The sequence below is a fragment of the Paenibacillus sp. FSL H8-0260 genome (genome assembly GCF_045040625.1).
Lineage (GTDB): Bacteria > Bacillota > Bacilli > Paenibacillales > Paenibacillaceae > Paenibacillus_AQ > Paenibacillus_AQ odorifer.
Map to the genome: position 1 here is coordinate 3,051,580 of NZ_CP150298.1, position 15,338 is coordinate 3,066,917.

21 protein-coding genes are annotated in these 15,338 nt (G+C 43.7%); 14 read left to right on the forward strand and 7 right to left on the reverse strand.

Annotated elements, in window-relative coordinates:
- Nucleotides 1-11: 11 nt before the first annotated feature.
- Nucleotides 12-359, reverse strand: a complete 348-nt coding sequence (locus MHI51_RS13505) for a cupin domain-containing protein (protein ID WP_076275796.1) — start codon at nt 357-359, stop codon at nt 12-14.
- Nucleotides 360-375: 16 nt separating this feature from the next.
- A complete protein-coding gene (locus MHI51_RS13510; RefSeq protein WP_341002292.1) occupies nt 376-714 on the reverse strand; it encodes a cupin domain-containing protein in 339 nt (112 codons plus the stop codon).
- A 171-nt stretch (nt 715-885) separates the two neighbouring features.
- On the opposite strand from MHI51_RS13510, the gene MHI51_RS13515 reads away from it, so the two are divergent.
- On the forward strand, nt 886-1,578 hold the full coding sequence (locus MHI51_RS13515; protein ID WP_076126085.1) for a Crp/Fnr family transcriptional regulator: 693 nt from the start codon (nt 886-888) through the stop codon (nt 1,576-1,578).
- Between the two features lie 209 nt (nt 1,579-1,787).
- On the opposite strand, the gene MHI51_RS13520 is transcribed toward MHI51_RS13515, so the two are convergent.
- The 3 genes from MHI51_RS13520 to MHI51_RS13530 form a co-directional block, all read right to left on the reverse strand.
- Complete coding sequence (locus tag MHI51_RS13520) at nt 1,788-2,624, reverse strand: sulfurtransferase (RefSeq protein WP_076275794.1); 837 nt, start codon at nt 2,622-2,624, stop codon at nt 1,788-1,790.
- Between the two features lie 101 nt (nt 2,625-2,725).
- Nucleotides 2,726-3,097 (reverse strand): hypothetical protein, encoded by a 372-nt coding sequence (locus MHI51_RS13525; protein ID WP_076126088.1) that lies wholly within the window; start codon nt 3,095-3,097, stop codon nt 2,726-2,728.
- A 148-nt stretch (nt 3,098-3,245) separates the two neighbouring features.
- The gene (locus MHI51_RS13530) at nt 3,246-3,617 is read right to left on the reverse strand and encodes a hypothetical protein (RefSeq protein WP_076217774.1); all 372 of its coding nucleotides are present in this window, start codon (nt 3,615-3,617) and stop codon (nt 3,246-3,248) included.
- A gap of 195 nt (nt 3,618-3,812) precedes the next feature.
- On the opposite strand from MHI51_RS13530, the gene MHI51_RS13535 reads away from it, so the two are divergent.
- Genes MHI51_RS13535 through MHI51_RS13555 form a run of 5 tightly spaced genes read left to right on the forward strand, consistent with a single transcriptional unit; the run spans nt 3,813 to nt 7,322 of the window.
- Nucleotides 3,813-4,769 carry an ABC transporter ATP-binding protein gene (locus MHI51_RS13535; RefSeq protein WP_081398131.1) on the forward strand — a complete coding sequence of 319 codons (957 nt, stop codon included), beginning with the start codon at nt 3,813-3,815 and terminating at the stop codon, nt 4,767-4,769.
- A complete protein-coding gene (locus MHI51_RS13540) occupies nt 4,762-5,508 on the forward strand; it encodes an ABC transporter permease (protein WP_076126091.1) in 747 nt (248 codons plus the stop codon). The genes MHI51_RS13535 and MHI51_RS13540 overlap by 8 nt, the downstream gene beginning before the upstream one ends.
- A 2-nt stretch (nt 5,509-5,510) precedes the next feature.
- On the forward strand, nt 5,511-5,885 hold the full coding sequence (locus tag MHI51_RS13545) for a GntR family transcriptional regulator (protein ID WP_076217773.1): 375 nt from the start codon (nt 5,511-5,513) through the stop codon (nt 5,883-5,885).
- A gap of 13 nt (nt 5,886-5,898) precedes the next feature.
- The gene (locus tag MHI51_RS13550) at nt 5,899-6,600 is read left to right on the forward strand and encodes an ABC transporter ATP-binding protein (RefSeq protein ID WP_076217772.1); all 702 of its coding nucleotides are present in this window, start codon (nt 5,899-5,901) and stop codon (nt 6,598-6,600) included.
- Nucleotides 6,594-7,322 (forward strand): hypothetical protein, encoded by a 729-nt coding sequence (locus tag MHI51_RS13555; protein ID WP_076217771.1) that lies wholly within the window; start codon nt 6,594-6,596, stop codon nt 7,320-7,322. The genes MHI51_RS13550 and MHI51_RS13555 overlap by 7 nt, the downstream gene beginning before the upstream one ends.
- A gap of 114 nt (nt 7,323-7,436) precedes the next feature.
- Here MHI51_RS13555 and MHI51_RS13560 read toward each other — a convergent pair whose 3' ends face one another.
- Nucleotides 7,437-7,817, reverse strand: coding sequence for a PilZ domain-containing protein (locus MHI51_RS13560; RefSeq protein WP_076126099.1), 381 nt, complete (start codon nt 7,815-7,817; stop codon nt 7,437-7,439).
- A gap of 123 nt (nt 7,818-7,940) precedes the next feature.
- Here MHI51_RS13560 and MHI51_RS13565 point away from each other — a divergent pair, with 123 nt between their 5' ends.
- The 8 genes from MHI51_RS13565 (at nt 7,941) to coaD (ending at nt 14,070) form a co-directional block, all read left to right on the forward strand.
- On the forward strand, nt 7,941-8,549 hold the full coding sequence (locus MHI51_RS13565) for a pentapeptide repeat-containing protein (protein WP_076126101.1): 609 nt from the start codon (nt 7,941-7,943) through the stop codon (nt 8,547-8,549).
- A 990-nt stretch (nt 8,550-9,539) separates the two neighbouring features.
- Nucleotides 9,540-10,349 (forward strand): glycoside hydrolase family 73 protein, encoded by an 810-nt coding sequence (locus MHI51_RS13570; RefSeq protein ID WP_339248498.1) that lies wholly within the window; start codon nt 9,540-9,542, stop codon nt 10,347-10,349.
- 20 nt (nt 10,350-10,369) lie between these two features.
- Nucleotides 10,370-10,654, forward strand: coding sequence for a holin (locus MHI51_RS13575; RefSeq protein WP_076126104.1), 285 nt, complete (start codon nt 10,370-10,372; stop codon nt 10,652-10,654).
- A gap of 112 nt (nt 10,655-10,766) precedes the next feature.
- A complete protein-coding gene (locus MHI51_RS13580; protein WP_076126105.1) occupies nt 10,767-11,189 on the forward strand; it encodes a hypothetical protein in 423 nt (140 codons plus the stop codon).
- Nucleotides 11,190-11,312: 123 nt separating this feature from the next.
- Nucleotides 11,313-11,417, forward strand: a complete 105-nt coding sequence (locus MHI51_RS13585; protein ID WP_111503812.1) for a sporulation protein YjcZ — start codon at nt 11,313-11,315, stop codon at nt 11,415-11,417.
- Between the two features lie 229 nt (nt 11,418-11,646).
- Complete coding sequence (locus tag MHI51_RS13590) at nt 11,647-12,603, forward strand: alpha/beta hydrolase (protein ID WP_076217769.1); 957 nt, start codon at nt 11,647-11,649, stop codon at nt 12,601-12,603.
- A 362-nt stretch (nt 12,604-12,965) separates the two neighbouring features.
- Nucleotides 12,966-13,574, forward strand: a complete 609-nt coding sequence (rsmD, locus tag MHI51_RS13595; RefSeq protein WP_076190033.1) for a 16S rRNA (guanine(966)-N(2))-methyltransferase RsmD — start codon at nt 12,966-12,968, stop codon at nt 13,572-13,574.
- Entirely contained in the window at nt 13,558-14,070 is a 513-nt protein-coding gene (coaD, locus tag MHI51_RS13600; protein ID WP_076126111.1) for a pantetheine-phosphate adenylyltransferase, read from the forward strand. The genes rsmD and coaD overlap by 17 nt, the downstream gene beginning before the upstream one ends.
- Here the strand turns inward: coaD and MHI51_RS13605 are convergent.
- Nucleotides 14,048-15,274: a nucleoside recognition domain-containing protein gene (locus MHI51_RS13605; RefSeq protein WP_076218870.1), complete on the reverse strand. Its 1,227-nt coding sequence runs from the start codon at nt 15,272-15,274 to the stop codon at nt 14,048-14,050. The two genes, coaD and MHI51_RS13605, sit on opposite strands and share 23 nt — an antisense overlap.
- Nucleotides 15,275-15,338 lie beyond the last annotated feature (64 nt).

Consider the following 15,338-nt stretch of genomic DNA (forward strand, 5'->3'; position numbering starts at 1 on the left):
CATTCACCCCATTACTTATCCGGCTTGACTACAACCAGAAGCATCTGAAACGCCTCTGTTGCGTATAGGGCATGCGGAATATTGGCCGGCATAACTAGGGTCTCCCCGGCATGAACTGTGTAGTTGTCTTCTCCAATTGTAATTTCCGCTTGCCCGGACAAAATGTTGACCATGGCATCGCCCGGGGAAGAATGGCCCCCAATCGACGAGCCTTTATCCAGCGAAAGCAAGGTCATTGCCAGATTTGGCCGCTGTACAAGGGTCAGACTGGAAACCTGCTGTTCCTCTATTGTGATGATGTCTTTCAAATCTATGACTGCGGATTGCGGCAGTTTTTTAATAAATAAACCTGTTTCCATTTTGAATACCTCCGTTTTATATACTGATTTGCAAAAATTTGCAGCTGCTGTGGGCGGAATAATCATGCCAAGTGCCCGCTGGGACGATAACGGATGCGCCGGATGTCAATTGATAGGGCTCTTCCGCCACCAGCAGATGAAGCTCGCCTTCCAGCACATGGATGATTTTAGATTTGGGGGAGGTCTCCGAACTGATAGTCTCCTCCTGATCCATGGCATACAATACCCATTCCGGTTGTGCCGCTGTTTCGGCTGCAGCTATGGGCAATGACAGCGTTCGGCTCGCAATCCGGTGCGGCTTGACGCTGATCATATCTGTTAAGAAAAATACCTTGCCTGCTGTAATTCCACTCATACGATCCCCCTGTTCAAAGTACAGTATTTTGATTATTTCCAAATTGCTTGATTGAATGATTCCTGCAATTTGATATAATGAGAATGACTAATGAGAATTATTCTCATTTATTTTATTGTAGCAGAGTATTCATCATGACTCTGTTGCCATGGCAACAGGAGGCTGAGAAAATTGCAGAAATATCTGAGCAGGATACAGAGCACCACTTTGTTTAAGGGATTCGCGGACCGGGAGGTGCAGCAAGCACTGAGCTGCCTGCAGGGCACAATCAAGGATTTTGCGCGGAAGGAGGTTGTTTTTAGAAAAGACGATATTCTGGATTCGGTGGGCATTATTATCCATGGCAATGTTTTGCTGTGCAAAGATAATATCTCAGGCATGAGATTTATTTTCTCGGAACTCGGGGATGGAGAAATTTTTGGCGAAACGGCGCTTCGCCTTGTTCAAGAGCACAGCGGCTATGAAGCGGTGGCGGGATCGGAATGCCGGATTTTGTTTATCAAAATAAATAAAATCGTCCGGCCCGGCCAGGACACTTGCCATTTAAGGGGACGGATCATTGAGAATATGTTGGCCCTGCTGCTTGAGAACAACCGGTCTATCTATCAAAAGCTGGATCTGGTCTCCCACAAATCGCTGCGGGACCGTATCCTGCATTATTTGGCCCTCCAGACCAAAAAAAACAATTCCGCCTGTTTTGAAATTCCGTTTACCCGCAGCGACCTGGCTGATTATTTGACTGTTGACCGCAGCGCCTTGTCCAGAGAGCTGCAGCGAATGGCACAGGACGGGCTGATCCGGTTTAATCGAAATCAATTCGAGCTGTTGGACGCGGAGAATCAGCTGCGGATCAGCGATTTTTAGAATAATTTCTCCAAACATTGAAAAGGAGTAAACAGAGGGAATAATCAGCTAGAAAGCGCATTGGGAAAGGATTTGACCGATCTAAACAGCATAAAAGACGTAGTTAAAGTTAGCTAACTGTTGACTTGAGTTTTGATTTGTTGATTTTAGCTATCTATCGGAGTTACTCATAAATACAAGAGCCCGCGTCGGACGCGGGCTCTTGTATTTTACTCTCCTCCAGTAGCCACCGGATTCTCCTCATATGAAATCCAATCACTCCAACTACCCGCATACAATTTCACATTCCTATACCCAGCTTTTCCGAGCGCGAGCACATTCGGGCAGGCACTTACACCTGAACCACAGTACACGATAATTTCTTGCTCAGGATTAATTCCTTCATAATGCTCTTTCAGCACCTCAGTTGATTTCCAGCGCCCTTGCTCATCCAGTACATCCTTCCAGAACTTATTGATCGCTCCGGGAATATGACCTGCCTTCGGATCAATGGGTTCTTCAAGTCCTTCATAGCGGCGGGACTCGCGGGAATCCATCAATAGTGCGCCACCGTCGTTAACTACATTTTGCACATCTTCCATGCTAACAAGCATCTTCTTCTGAACATCTGCTTCATACTGGCTAGGAATCCTAACCGCTTGATGATCACTGACGGGAAACTTACCATTTTTCCAAGCAGAGTAGCCTTCATCCATTACATACACACGTTCATGCCCTAAATAACTGAGCATCCACCATAAACGGGAAGCGTAAGCACCACCTTGATCATCATAAGCAACGACAATGCTATCTCTGTTAATGCCAACCTTGCTAAGAACGGTGGTTAGCTTCGAGATTTCTGGTAGGGGGTGGCGTCCGCCATGTGCGCTTACTGGAGCGGAGAGCTGTTCTTCCAGATGTAGATAAACTGCTCCGGGAATATGATCTTCTGTATAGGCTTTACGCCCAGCTTCCGGATCCGTGAGTAAAAAACGGCAATCGACTATAACAAGTTCAGGCTCGTATAACCGAGCAAGCAGCCATCGAGTAGAAACGATCGGTTCCATAAAGTAGCCTTCTTTCCTGTTTAATATGTATGGAGTCATTATAGCGGAAAATAAAAGAGGGCGCACCTTAAGCTTATGGCTTAAACTGCGTCCTCATTGAATTAGATCAAACGATATCCTGATGGCAAGCTGCCGGTACGTTGAATGGTGCGAACCTGCGCCGGGGTCAGCCGTTGATTGCTTGAAATGAGCGATTCGACATCTCCTCTTCGCAGAAAGTCGTCCAGTTCGCGGATGCTGCGGTTGCCACGCAAAATGACGAAATTATCGCGGAAGGCAGAACGATCGAATAACACAAGCGTAGCGTTCGGATTTGTGGAGAAGAAGCGCAAGCTTTCTATTCCTGTAAGGACTGAATCTATATCTGCAATGCCCAGGTTGCCGCGAAGAGTTCTGCGAAGCCCCCGAAAGTTCTCCTCACTAAACACTCTTAGCCTAGGATATATTACAGATGTTACTTTTTTTGTAATCATGGTTAATCCCTCCAAGTTCGATTGACGAACTGTCGTTTTCGACAACTCGCCGCCAGATTTACCATAAATGAATGCGGTATTTTCGACTGGAAAAAGGAGTGAACTGGGCGTTAGGCTCCGGATTACTTCTTTTTGTTGTAAGCAGTTGTTAGATCAAACGATATCCCGAAGGCAAGTTACCGCTGCTGCGGATATTACGGATTTGTTCGAGGGTTAGGCGTTGGTTAGTAGAAATAATGGATTCCACGTCATTGCCTGAAATGAAATCATCCAGATCCCTAATGTTGCGGTTCCCGCGAAGAACACGGAAATTTCCTCTAAACCTTGTTCTTGTAAAAAGTACCAGTGTAGCATTGCTGCTAGTAGAGAAGAACCGAAGGCTCTCAATACCATCGAGGATGTTCTCCGTATTACGAATACCCAGGTTGCCAGTATATACTCTACGGCGTCCATTGAAGTTTTCTTCATCGTACACGGTCAAGCGAGGGAAAGTCTGAGAAATGTGAACTTCTTTTTTCATTTGTAATTCCTCCTTTGTTATCTAATCTATGTTCATATAAATTTTTGGCTTGGCTGATAGTCTAATAGAAAGCCCTTATTTGCATGAATTTATTATTTTGGACTTTACTCCAACAATATATTAGTGTACTATTTAACTATGACACTGACACAATATACAGAATGATCAAAACATTAGTTGGCAGGGAGGATTCGCATGAAACAGGGGAGTGGTGTAGAAATGCAAGATTCAATCGTTCTGCAAATGAATGAGGTAAGTAAGATCATCAAAGGAAGACCGATTGTGGATAAGCTGACATTTGATATCCGTAAGGGTGAAATTGTTGGATTGTTAGGTCCAAACGGTGCAGGAAAGACCACAACGATTCGAATGATGACGGGTCTAATACGGATGAGCGAAGGCGATGTGATTATCCAAGGCCACAGTGTGAAAAAGGATTTTAAGCAGGCGATTGGCCATATCGGTGCGATAATTGAAAATCCAGAGTTTTATCCCTATATGACTGGACTTGATAATCTGAAGCAGTACCAAAGAATGACGGATAACATTGAGGCTGGCAGAATAGATGAGGTTGTTGAACTGGTAGGACTTCAAGAAGCGATGAATAAAAAAGTAAAGGCTTATTCGCTGGGGATGCGCCAACGTCTTGGGATTGCTCAGGCGCTTCTCAATCGGCCGAAGTTATTGATTTTAGATGAGCCTACGAACGGACTTGATCCGGCCGGAATACGGGAAATGCGTGATTATATGCGTACCATCGCCGAAGTGGAAGGCATTTCTATTCTGATTTCCAGCCATTTACTTATTGAAATTGAACAAATATGCCATCGGGCTATTGTGATCCAGAATGGTAAGCTGGTGACCGTAACTACGATTGGTGAGGAGCAGGAAGCAACCGCACAAGTGAAGCTCACCATCCGTGTAGGATCAATCGAATCCGCTATAAATATCTTGGAGCGCTTGGATTATGCAGAATTGATCTCTATGGATAGCGCGCGATCTGAAGTGACAGTAAGTCTGCTTGATAGCAGAGTACCGGAGCTTGTATCTACTTTTAGTGATGAAGGTGTGGGGATTTTTCGGATTACGGAGAATAAACAAAGTCTTGAGGAAGATTTCTTGAAATGGACAGGAGGAAACCGCATTGCGTAACTTTAATAATCTGATTGTGAATGAATGGCTCAAGCTCTCAAAAAAACGCACATTTTTTATGCCATATCTGATATTAATTCTATTATCCCTGCTGTTAGGTTATATAGTTCATTCTGTCTCACCTGGCCTGTTTGAATCAGCTTATGATTTTTCAGCAATGATGCTGCTTTCCCAAGGGATTGGGCAAGTGATTACAATTCTTGCGATTATCGGAACAGCAGGTATTGTCTCAAAAGAGTATAGTCAAGGAACCATCAAGTTCCTGCTTATCCGCGCCAGAAGCCGTACAGCAATCCTCGCATCCAAATATGTGGTTGTACTGTTGTATGCTTTGACTTTGACTGTCATCGGAGGTATAGCCGTTTTTGGAACAGGAGCTTTGTGGTTTGGACTAAGTGGTGGAGAAGCGGGTATGAGTGAGATGCTTACAAACCTATTGTATAATCTCGTTAGTACGGTTGTGTATGGAACACTTGCTTTTATGCTGGGGATATTGACCACTTCAACGGGAGTAACGATAGGGGCTACTATGTTTGCGTTAATGATAGACAAATTGATTATTTCTCGTGATTTTTACAAATATGTTCTGTTTCCAAACTTAAATTTATCTGCTTATGAAGGTGGAGGAGCACCTATGCCTGGAATGACACTGACCTTTTCTATCGTGATGCTTGTCTTATACACAGCTGTCTTTCTTCTCGTAGGTTTCTCCGTCTTTAGACGAAGGGATGTTGCTTAATCATGACAATCGAATTCGATAACAACCTGCCGATTTATATACAGATCATGAATTACATCAAAGGTGAAATCGTCACAGGCAAGCTGAAACCGGGAGATAAAATACTCTCAGTACGAGAACTTGCCAGTGAACTGCAGATTAATCCGAATACGGTGCAAAGAACTTTTCAGGAACTGGAGCGTGAAGAAATCGTGGAAACCCGGCGTGGAATGGGAAGATACGTCACAAGTAATGAAGGTACTATCCTGACCATCAAAAAAGAAATGGCCAAAGATGTGCTAGATCGGTTCATTCGTGGTATGCAGGATCTTGGCTTTCAAGGCGAAGATATTTTAGAGGCGGTTGCGGAGAATATCCGTAACAAGGATAAAGAATAGGGGGATAAACAAGTTGGGAAATATACTTGAGGTTCATGAAGTTACAAAAAAATATAGATCCAAGCATGCCCTCCACAAAGTATCATTTAATTTGAGTGCGGGTAAGATCACAGGACTGCTGGGCAGTAACGGCAGCGGCAAAAGTACACTTATGAAAATCATCGCTGGACTGACACAACCTACCTCTGGTCGTGTATCCGTCATTGGGGGTTCTGTAGGAACAGAAAGTAAAGCGGTGGTGTCGTTTATGCCTGATAAGCCGCTTACAGAATCCTGGATGAGTGTTTCTGATGCTCTGAAATTCCAAACTGACTTCTATCCGGATTTTGATCAGTCTAAAGCCTCGCGAATGTTGGAGTTTATGAAACTAAGAGCGCAAGATAAGGTAAAGGACCTGTCCAAAGGGATGAACGAACGTTTACAGCTTACACTTGCCCTATCACGCCGAGCTAGCCTTTATTTGCTGGATGAACCCATTGGTGGTGTGGATCCGGTAGCTAGAACAAAAATTCTTAACGCGTTAGTAGAGTTTTATGAAGAGGACAGTACCATTCTCTTATCAACCCATTTAGTATCGGATATTGAGCGGATCTTTGATGATGTGATTTTTATAAAAGAAGGAGAAATTCTGATGCATACTGCGGTAGAGGATATTCGGCTACGCCATGGCAAAAGTATTGACGAACTGTTCAGAGAGGTGTACGCAGAATGCTAAAGCTAGTGAAGTATGATTTTAGACGGGATAGGGATAAGTTTCTTGCAGTTTTTGTAATCATAATTCTGGCGCAGATTGGGTTAGGATTTACCAAACTGCATGACTATGAACGGTTTACTTTGAACGGAATAGCTTATGTTATTGCAGGACTGATCTTTCTTGTCATGGCAGCAAAAACCTTTTTTAACAATATAAATTCCTATAATCGTCGCCTAGTGCCCGTAAGAACCCTGAACACAGTCCTTTCTCCGTTAGTGCTCTATTTAGCCCTAATGCTGGGTATTATTTTAATAGCTTTGATCCATTTTGGCGTGTATCTTTCAATGTATCCCTCCTCATTTCTTCCGGAGAATTTCTGGACAGTGGGATTGTTAGTTCTCTTGCAGGCGTATTGGTTTGCCGGTTATATCATGCTTACCTTGATGGTCTCCATTACGGTTGCACGAAGTGTGAAATTTAAGGGGCGAGTATGGATTGGGCTGGCCACTGCGTATTTGTTACAGAATGGAATATTCTATTTGGAGTATTTTATTTTCAAAAGTAACTTCACTGCTTGGGAAAGTGTATTCCAGTTCGAGGTCATAGATGAGATGGATACCGCAAATGGGATACAGCTTATACAGGGTCATTTGAATCTAGCTCCTCTTCTGTTTGAAGCGGTGATAGCAGTTCTTCTTATAGCGGTCATCATCAAGCTCGTTAATAAAAGAGTGGATATCTAGCCACAACTTGGCGGAATAGTTTTTAGAACGGAGACAGGGCGATTTAGCTTTGTCTTCGTTTTTGTGCAAAAAAAAGACGTCCTTCTAAGTGAAGGGCATCTGTTAGGGTAAGTTCTATAGACCTTCAACCCGAAGGGTGGCGGTCCATGTTTCAAGCTCTCTTATTAGGCGTTCTTCCTCATTTTCGTCCAAGCGGAATTTAACTCCATATTGATATTGGCCAAGCCCAAACATCCAACCCCACCGGACGCTGCATAAGAGCTGAAGCTTCTCTTCATTTAATTGAAGATGAATAATAAGCCTAGTATCTCTTGCAGTGAATCGAAGATTCAAAGGAGTACGTACCTTACAACCCGAACGGCTAAGATCGAGTAATACAGCCTCTGTTAACTTTCCAGCACCTGGACCGGAATTGTTAAGCGGAACTTCAATCCAGCATTCAAGCGGATGGTTCATAACATAACGGAATGGTTCTTTCCTGCTGGACACATCCATAATTTTCCTCCCCATTGTTTATTTGCTATTATATCGAAAGGGAATGTTGAGAACAATCTACTAAAGTGCTATTTTTAATTAAGAATTAATTTTTTTAATACTAACGAAGGTGATGAGATTTATATGTACCAATACCTTAATGAAACGTTCCGTAATCACAATTTTGATCAAGGAAGCTTGCAGGATGGTGAGTTAAATAACTGCACATTCGAGCAATGCTCCTTCAAAGGCACTTCTATGGAAGAGATGAACTCTATTGGCTGCCGATTTATTGATTGTGATTTTACTGGAGCCATGCTTAATGCGTCTCACCATAAAGGTTCAGCGTTTACCAATTGTAAATTTACGGGAGCGAACCTGTTTGTATCTAAATTTGAAGATTGCAAGATGGTAGGATCGGATTTCTCAAATGCATATTTGGACGGGATCTCCCTACTCGGAGGGGACTGGTCGTACACGAACCTAAGACATACTAATCTAAGCAGACAGGATCTGCGAGGGATTCGATTTACAGAAGCGGATTTAATGGGCTGTAATTTGCAAAAAAGTGACTTGCGCGGAGCGGATTTGAGCCGTGTACAATTGTCTCAATGCAAACTTAAGGGAGCGGATATGCGGGAAGCGATTGTTGAAGGAATTGATTTAAAGAGTCTGGATCTGCAGGGAGTGCGGATGGATATTGAACAGGCGGTACTCTTGGCACGTTCATTTGGGGCAAAAGTAGGGAATTAGTAAACGGACGCATCAGTTGCTAGCGTGGATCATAAAGACCTCCGCTAGCAAATCAATGCTTGAAGCGGAGGGGGGGGCAGTGCAGATTATTATGAGTATTCTAACTGCTGAACCTATGTATTATGGCATATGTAATAGTATGCGTTAACGTAACCGTTTTCTGGGTTTTGCCCACCTTTTAATCCATAAGAATCCATCATCATCACGAAAAAACTTTATACCTACCCAGCGTAAGGGTGTCCATACTTCTTTAAAATAATATGAAGGCATAGTCTGTTAGACCCTCCTATATAGTAAATTATTACTATATATTACGCTAATTCTACGGGATTCACAAGCTAGATTTACTAATAATTACATATTGTCCGGGTGAAAGGAGTTGAGGATGCATTATGCAGGACCTAAGGCACCGCTTGAGCTACCGAGAAGTGCACCCCTCCATTTTACATAGACGCTCCACGTCATAGTGGATAGCAGTGGTCGATGTCATGAAAGACAAAGGAGTAGTAGTTCTCTAATATTAGGAGAACTACTACTCCTTTTTTTTGGATCGTTGTTTGGCTGTTTTTACACCGCCGAGTCATATTCAGTCCACTGAAGCTTAAGGACCCGGATGACGTTATTAGCATGTTTTTAACCTTTTGAGCGTGCTTTCGGACCTCAGAGACATTATTCTATATGAAGAGCCTGTTATTGAGTGTTTTTGGTGCCAATTGCGGCTGTGGTGTCCGTTAATATCCAAAAAGTGAGCTAACGCTGCGTATAAGGTCAGCTGAGTCCGATAGATGATTCGTAAGCGAATGAGATGTAATTAGGAAGTTAGATGTTCAGATCATTGAGGCTACTCCAGCAGTCATTTCATGGGTAATGGGATGGCTTTTTTTTGTTGCCGAGTTGGATTCGAATCTAGTAAAAACACAATGTTAGAAGGGGATAAGCACAGTCATTTTATGATGCCTCGCATTTAATAAACGGAGAGGATGTGATGAGATGACAGAAGGCGAGTTTATAGCGAAGATTGCGAATTTTGCTGTAAAGGACATGCAGCTCACTAAGGTTCCTGCTTCGTTAACCATTGCTCAAGCGGCTCTGGAGTCAGGCTGGGGCAGCAGTGGATTGACTGTGAAAGCGAATAATTTGTTTGGGATCAAAGGAAGTGGACCTGCTGGCAGCATTACTGTACAGACTACCGAATATATTAACGGTAAAGCTGTTAAAGTGAATTCCCCTTTTCGAGCCTATAACAACTGGGGAGAATCTATCGCGGATCATTCCGACTTGATTGTGAATGGAGTCTCATGGAATCGCAACCTTTACAGCAAGGTTCTCGGTGCGAGTGGCAAGGTGGCCGCACAAGAGATTGCCGCAGCTGGTTACGCTACTGATCCGAACTATGCAGCTAAGCTGATTCAAATTATGAATACCTATAATCTGTATCAATATGACGACAAATCCATGGGAGGAGATGATGAGATGTCAGCAGAGGATAAGCAAAAGCTTGTTAGTCTAGAATCGGAAGTAAAGGAACTGCGTGCTCTTATAGCAGCTCTTACAGATAGCAGGGATACGCTGAAAACAGGTGTGCAAGAACAGGGGCAGTCGATTAATAAGCTTACGGATCGGGTGACATTCATTGGAAATCGGGCAGTCATGAATGTCCCTGCATGGGCTGAGGCGGCTGTGAAAGCAGCGACTGCGGCAGGACTTCTCGATACTCCATCGGGTGGCAGTTACGATTTCTATCGCATATTAACGGTGCTGAACCGTGCAGGTTTACTTGTAACAGGAAGTAAAAAATGAAATAAGGAGGATTAAAAAACATGTATAACGATGCTCTCAACAGTGTGCTTGCCTTTGCTTCAGTCCTAGCTGTTTTTGTAATGGCACTTGTACAACTTGTGAAGAATAGCATTGAACTTCCGCGGAACATTGTGCCAGTAGTGGGGTTGGCTATTGGCTTGCTGGTTGGAGCAGTTGCCTACCCGTTCACTGATATGAATCTGATTCTGAGACTCTGGGCGGGGGGGCTTGCGGGACTATCAGCGACCGGTTTGTTTGAACTAGCTTTTAATAAAAGGGAGGGGACGAAAAAAGATGATAAATAGATCTTGCCTATGAGTTTTATAAAACAATCGTTTTACACTGGTAATGTGGCTATGCATGCTATCGAGAACACTAATATATTATGGTATGCCAATTTATAAAGGGGGTGCAACGATGGGAACTTACCTTGATGCTAGAACATCTCAAAATGCCAGCCTCGCCAACTCTATATCTATTCCTATTACGGTACTTAACACGCCGCAGCTTTTTGGACAGATTGGGTTGTTAACGGCTGGAGTGACTACCAATCCACGTGTTCTCCTTAAAGGAACGATATCAGTGACGCTTCCGCTAGCGTTAGTGGGCATCACAATTACGATTGTAAGAGGAACCTTGGCTACTGATCCAAAAGTGTATTCTGCTACTTCAACTTTTGCTCTTAGTATATTGGCTCCGCAAGTAATAACCTTTTCAGCAGCGGATTTCTTACCAGCCATCACACCTCAGCTCACTTATACAGCATTTGTTTCTTCTAATCTTCTCGGTACAGTACGTGTGGGCCCAGAAAGCTTTGATGGTATTTTAGTTTCTGATTAATTGTAGAGCCTTTAACCTCGCTGGTAGCCCAGTAGAGGTCTTTTTTTTTAACTGAACGCCCAATCTTCTAAGGGGATCATTACATATCTTATGATGTATTCTAAATACGGAGGAGGTCTTCTCATGGGTGCTGAATATGGTCATGTTGGTGGTGCTTTTACTTCTACAGGCGCAATCTTAGTTTTGTTCATCTTATTAGTAATTATTACAAGCGCATGCATATTCTAAATCACTAAAATAGCAGAGCTCCATGTTGGCATTTTGCCGACTTGGGGCTTTTTTTTTGTAGATATTTTGTCCATTAAGGTAATATGAAATAATAAGTTAAAAGAATACTAATCACGTAGTGAATAACATGAGTTTACAATACTTTGATTTTGAATATTCAAATATACATGTTATCTTAATCTGATAACATAGATTAATACTGTTAAATTTTATTTAGGAGAGAGCTAGTTTGAAGAAAAAAATGATGATCGGAATTTCTTCTGTTATTGTACTTTTAATCATTGTTGTAACTGTGGGAAGCTTTTATTTCTATCATGTTGCTATTGCACGTGCTTCAAAGGACTTCTTAAATGAAAGCCCTGACCTGCAGTCCAGTCCAGAGGTAGAACAATCTAAAGATACCTCGAAGGCAGACCAAGAGTGGTGGGATACCCAGAGCTTTGATAGATGGGAAATGAATTCTGATGACGGAATACAGCTTAAAGCGTACTATTTAGCTGCTCCTGAACATTCCGATAAGACAGTGATTATTGCTCATGGCTATGCTGGAAATGCAACTCAAATGAGCGGTTATGCCAGAATGTATTATGAGAGACTTGGATATAATATTTTGCTGCCGGATGCCAGAGGACATGGAGAAAGTGAGGGTGACTATATCGGATTTGGATGGCCAGAACGTAAGGATTACCTGAAGTGGATACAGAACGTTCTGAAAGCAAACGGTGAGGATACACAGATCATACTGCACGGTGTTTCCATGGGGGGAGCTACCGTAATGATGACAAGCGGTGAGGATTTACCAGCTAATGTTAAAGCAATTGTGGAAGATTGCGGCTATACCTCAGTAAGGGACGAGCTTACCTTTCAATTAAAAAGAATGTACCATCTCCCCGCCTTTCCAATTGTAAATACGACCAGTATGCTAACAAAGATCCGGGCAGGTTATTCCTTTGGTGAAGCCTCGGCCTTAGAACAGGTGAAGAAATCTAAAACGCCAACTCTGTTTATTCATGGCGATAATGATACTTTTGTTCCTACGGAAATGGTTCATACGGTATATGAAAATAGTCCGGTCGAGAAGGAGCTTTACATCGTTCCTAATGCGGGTCACGGAGAAGCTTTCCGCATGGATCCGGTTAAGTATGAGAGCGTAGTTTCTGAGTTTATCGGAAGATTTGTGAAATAGTTGTTGCTGAAAAGGCTGCCGAAAGGTAGTCTTTTCGTGCTTATAATACCGTTAAACATAAATTCGGGGCCCTCTTTCGAGGGCCCCTTTCATGGGAGAGGAGAAACCGGACGAAGAGCTTATGGGGAAACGTAAGCCTGCTCCGCGGTTGTCTACGACATTTGTGGTGTCGATAATTACATGATGTCCCTGGAAGTCCAATCTTATACATTAAGATGACTTATTTCTCTGAATAAGCTGTTTCGCCTTCTTATTTCATATCTAGACAAATTTTTTATTTCATCGCGCAAATGTGTTACGATAGGCGTGGACTTATGCCCTTTTGGGCATAACAAACAGAGATATAGAGCGGGTGAATAACAGTGAGAGTGGTATCGGGAAGTGCAAAAGGAAGGCCACTGAAGAGTGTTCCGGGAAGTGGGACAAGGCCTACGACCGATAAGGTGAAGGAAGCTGTATTTAGCATGATAGGCCCATATTTCGAAGGTGGAGTGGTGCTGGATTTGTTCGCCGGTACTGGGGGGTTGGGGATCGAAGCCTTAAGCAGAGGGATGGAAAGCGGCGTATTTGTTGATATGGATCCTAAAAGTATCGACACGATACGCGCCAATCTGAAGGCTACTAAGCTGGAAGAACAAGCGCAGGTGTACCGTAATGAAGCTGGGAGAGCGCTAAGTGCGTTGGAGAAGCGGGGGAAAATTTTTGATTTGGTCTTTTTAGATCCTCCCTATCGCTTGAAGCACGGGGATGAGCTTATGCTTATGATGGTCGAAAAAGGAATGCTGCAAGAGGACGCAATTATTGTTCTGGAGCATGAATCAAGTTATGCCTATCCTGAAGACATTCCAGGATTTTATAGGCTGCGTCAGGCCGTATACGGAGAAACGACAATTTCTATTTACCAGTATGAAACTAATCCTGCAGAGGAAAGTGAAGCTGGTGAGGAGGTAGAGAATGAGTCAGCAAATTAGAAAAGAACGTGTTGCCATTTATCCAGGTACCTTTGATCCCGTGACTATGGGACATATGGATATTATTCGGCGCGCATCCAAGCAATTCGACCGTTTGATTGTAACGGTGCTTAATAATTTGAGTAAAAACCCGCTGTTTACTGTTGATGAACGGACAGAGCTATTAAGACAGGCGACCGCTGATATTCCCAATGTGGAAATTGACAGCTTCCGTGATCTGTTAGTGAATTATGTTCGTCAAAAAGATGCTCAAGTCATTGTTCGGGGTATCCGTACCGTTACTGACTTTGAATATGAGCTGCAAAACGCATCGATCAACCATAGCCTGGATCCCGATGCAGAAACGATTTTTATGATGACTAATCCGAAATATTCCTACTTAAGTTCCAGTGTTGTTAAAGAAATCGCCCACTTCGGCGGGAATGTGACTGATTTTGTGACGCCTGAGGTTGAACAAGCGATGAAGCGTAAATTTAACCGAGCCGATGGCGAATAGTACTTACTAGATACGTTCCAGCAGATAATCCCAACAGGATGATGAGCAGAAGGGCTTGCAGACTTAGCAGCTGTGGAAAAGAGCTCCATATGTCCGTTACATTAAGGGTGCCGCTTGGAGTCGGGCGTGAGTCTGCAAGTGCTGGTAAAGCAGCTTTAGGGATAGCCAGCAATGGTTTCCAGAGCAATAAAGTTAACAGAAAAGCATAAAGTCCATGCATCAGACGAACCGTAGCGTAGGGTAGAAATCTGACTCTGGCTTGTTTGAGCATGGTCAGCACCTGTAGTTGCGCACAGAGTCCGCTCCAGCCCAGTGCAGCAGACAGTAAAGCTATCCCAAACATACTAGAGGGACCTGTTCCTATGCTTGCTAGCCCTTTGCTGATCGCGTCGGCGCCCAAATGAATTTCCAGCAAGCTTGCTGGCAGAGCAGCTGGCAATGCGGGAAGTACAGTAGTGATGATATTGATGACTACAGCGAACATAATCATGTAACCGCCCACGACCATCAGACTTTGCACGGCATTAGCGACGGACTCGCCGAGAAGCTTGCCGAAGCTGCGTCCGTCTTTTGCTCTGGCATCTGTTGCTGCAAGCTGAACGCGACTATATAAAGAAGGCTGTTTGGTGTCCGTGGAGATCTTATCAACTGGTTTCGTGTTCGCTGACCGCCCCTCTAATAGAGCATCGGTGTAGCTGGCTAGAAGTCCAGAGATCCAGTGGATGGCCAGCAGGAAATAACCTGCTGAAGTACTGTGTAGAAAAGCTATGCCAATTACTATAAGCATGGTTACCGGACTGGCGAAGTGTGTAAGTGCGGCAAGTCGGGCGGCTTCCTTGTCAGAAATGCTGTTCTGCTTGTGTAGCTGCATGACCCCTCCAGCTCCACCGGGGAATCCGGCTGTGATTCCGAGTGCCAAGGTCCAGCCGCTGGCACCGGGCAGACGAAAGACCTTTTTCATCAATGGCTCCAGAAGCACTCCAAAACCATGCACGAAACCCGAGGCGGTAAGCATCTCTGACAGCATCAGGAAGGGGAGCAGGGCAGGGAATACGAGTGTCCACCAAAGCTTCAATCCTTGGAGTGAAGCCTCAAAGGAGCTCTCCGGTGAGATAATAATTGCAATGGCTGTCAAGATTGCCATAATCCCGGGTATAAATGGTGTGGAGCGTGTAGCTAGTCGGCGTATTTGAATATTTTTCATTTCTCAGATCACCTCTTCATAACTTAAGGCATGGACGATGTGTTATCAATTTATGCAGAGTAGA

Bases quoted from the DNA above. Each gene is read 5' to 3' on its own strand.
- MHI51_RS13505 (WP_076275796.1), bottom strand. From the start codon at position 359: ATGGAAACAGGTTTATTTATTAAAAAACTGCCGCAATCCGCAGTCATA.
- MHI51_RS13510 (WP_341002292.1), bottom strand. From the start codon at position 714: ATGAGTGGAATTACAGCAGGCAAGGTATTTTTCTTAACAGATATGATC.
- MHI51_RS13520 (WP_076275794.1), bottom strand. From the start codon at position 2,624: ATGGAACCGATCGTTTCTACTCGATGGCTGCTTGCTCGGTTATACGAG.
- MHI51_RS13525 (WP_076126088.1), bottom strand. From the start codon at position 3,097: ATGATTACAAAAAAAGTAACATCTGTAATATATCCTAGGCTAAGAGTG.
- MHI51_RS13530 (WP_076217774.1), bottom strand. From the start codon at position 3,617: ATGAAAAAAGAAGTTCACATTTCTCAGACTTTCCCTCGCTTGACCGTG.
- MHI51_RS13535 (WP_081398131.1), top strand. From the start codon at position 3,813: ATGAAACAGGGGAGTGGTGTAGAAATGCAAGATTCAATCGTTCTGCAA.
- MHI51_RS13545 (WP_076217773.1), top strand. From the start codon at position 5,511: ATGACAATCGAATTCGATAACAACCTGCCGATTTATATACAGATCATG.
- MHI51_RS13555 (WP_076217771.1), top strand. From the start codon at position 6,594: ATGCTAAAGCTAGTGAAGTATGATTTTAGACGGGATAGGGATAAGTTT.
- MHI51_RS13560 (WP_076126099.1), bottom strand. From the start codon at position 7,817: ATGGATGTGTCCAGCAGGAAAGAACCATTCCGTTATGTTATGAACCAT.
- MHI51_RS13565 (WP_076126101.1), top strand. From the start codon at position 7,941: ATGTACCAATACCTTAATGAAACGTTCCGTAATCACAATTTTGATCAA.
- MHI51_RS13570 (WP_339248498.1), top strand. From the start codon at position 9,540: ATGACAGAAGGCGAGTTTATAGCGAAGATTGCGAATTTTGCTGTAAAG.
- MHI51_RS13575 (WP_076126104.1), top strand. From the start codon at position 10,370: ATGTATAACGATGCTCTCAACAGTGTGCTTGCCTTTGCTTCAGTCCTA.
- MHI51_RS13580 (WP_076126105.1), top strand. From the start codon at position 10,767: ATGGGAACTTACCTTGATGCTAGAACATCTCAAAATGCCAGCCTCGCC.
- MHI51_RS13585 (WP_111503812.1), top strand. From the start codon at position 11,313: ATGGGTGCTGAATATGGTCATGTTGGTGGTGCTTTTACTTCTACAGGC.
- coaD (WP_076126111.1), top strand. From the start codon at position 13,558: ATGAGTCAGCAAATTAGAAAAGAACGTGTTGCCATTTATCCAGGTACC.
- MHI51_RS13605 (WP_076218870.1), bottom strand. From the start codon at position 15,274: ATGAAAAATATTCAAATACGCCGACTAGCTACACGCTCCACACCATTT.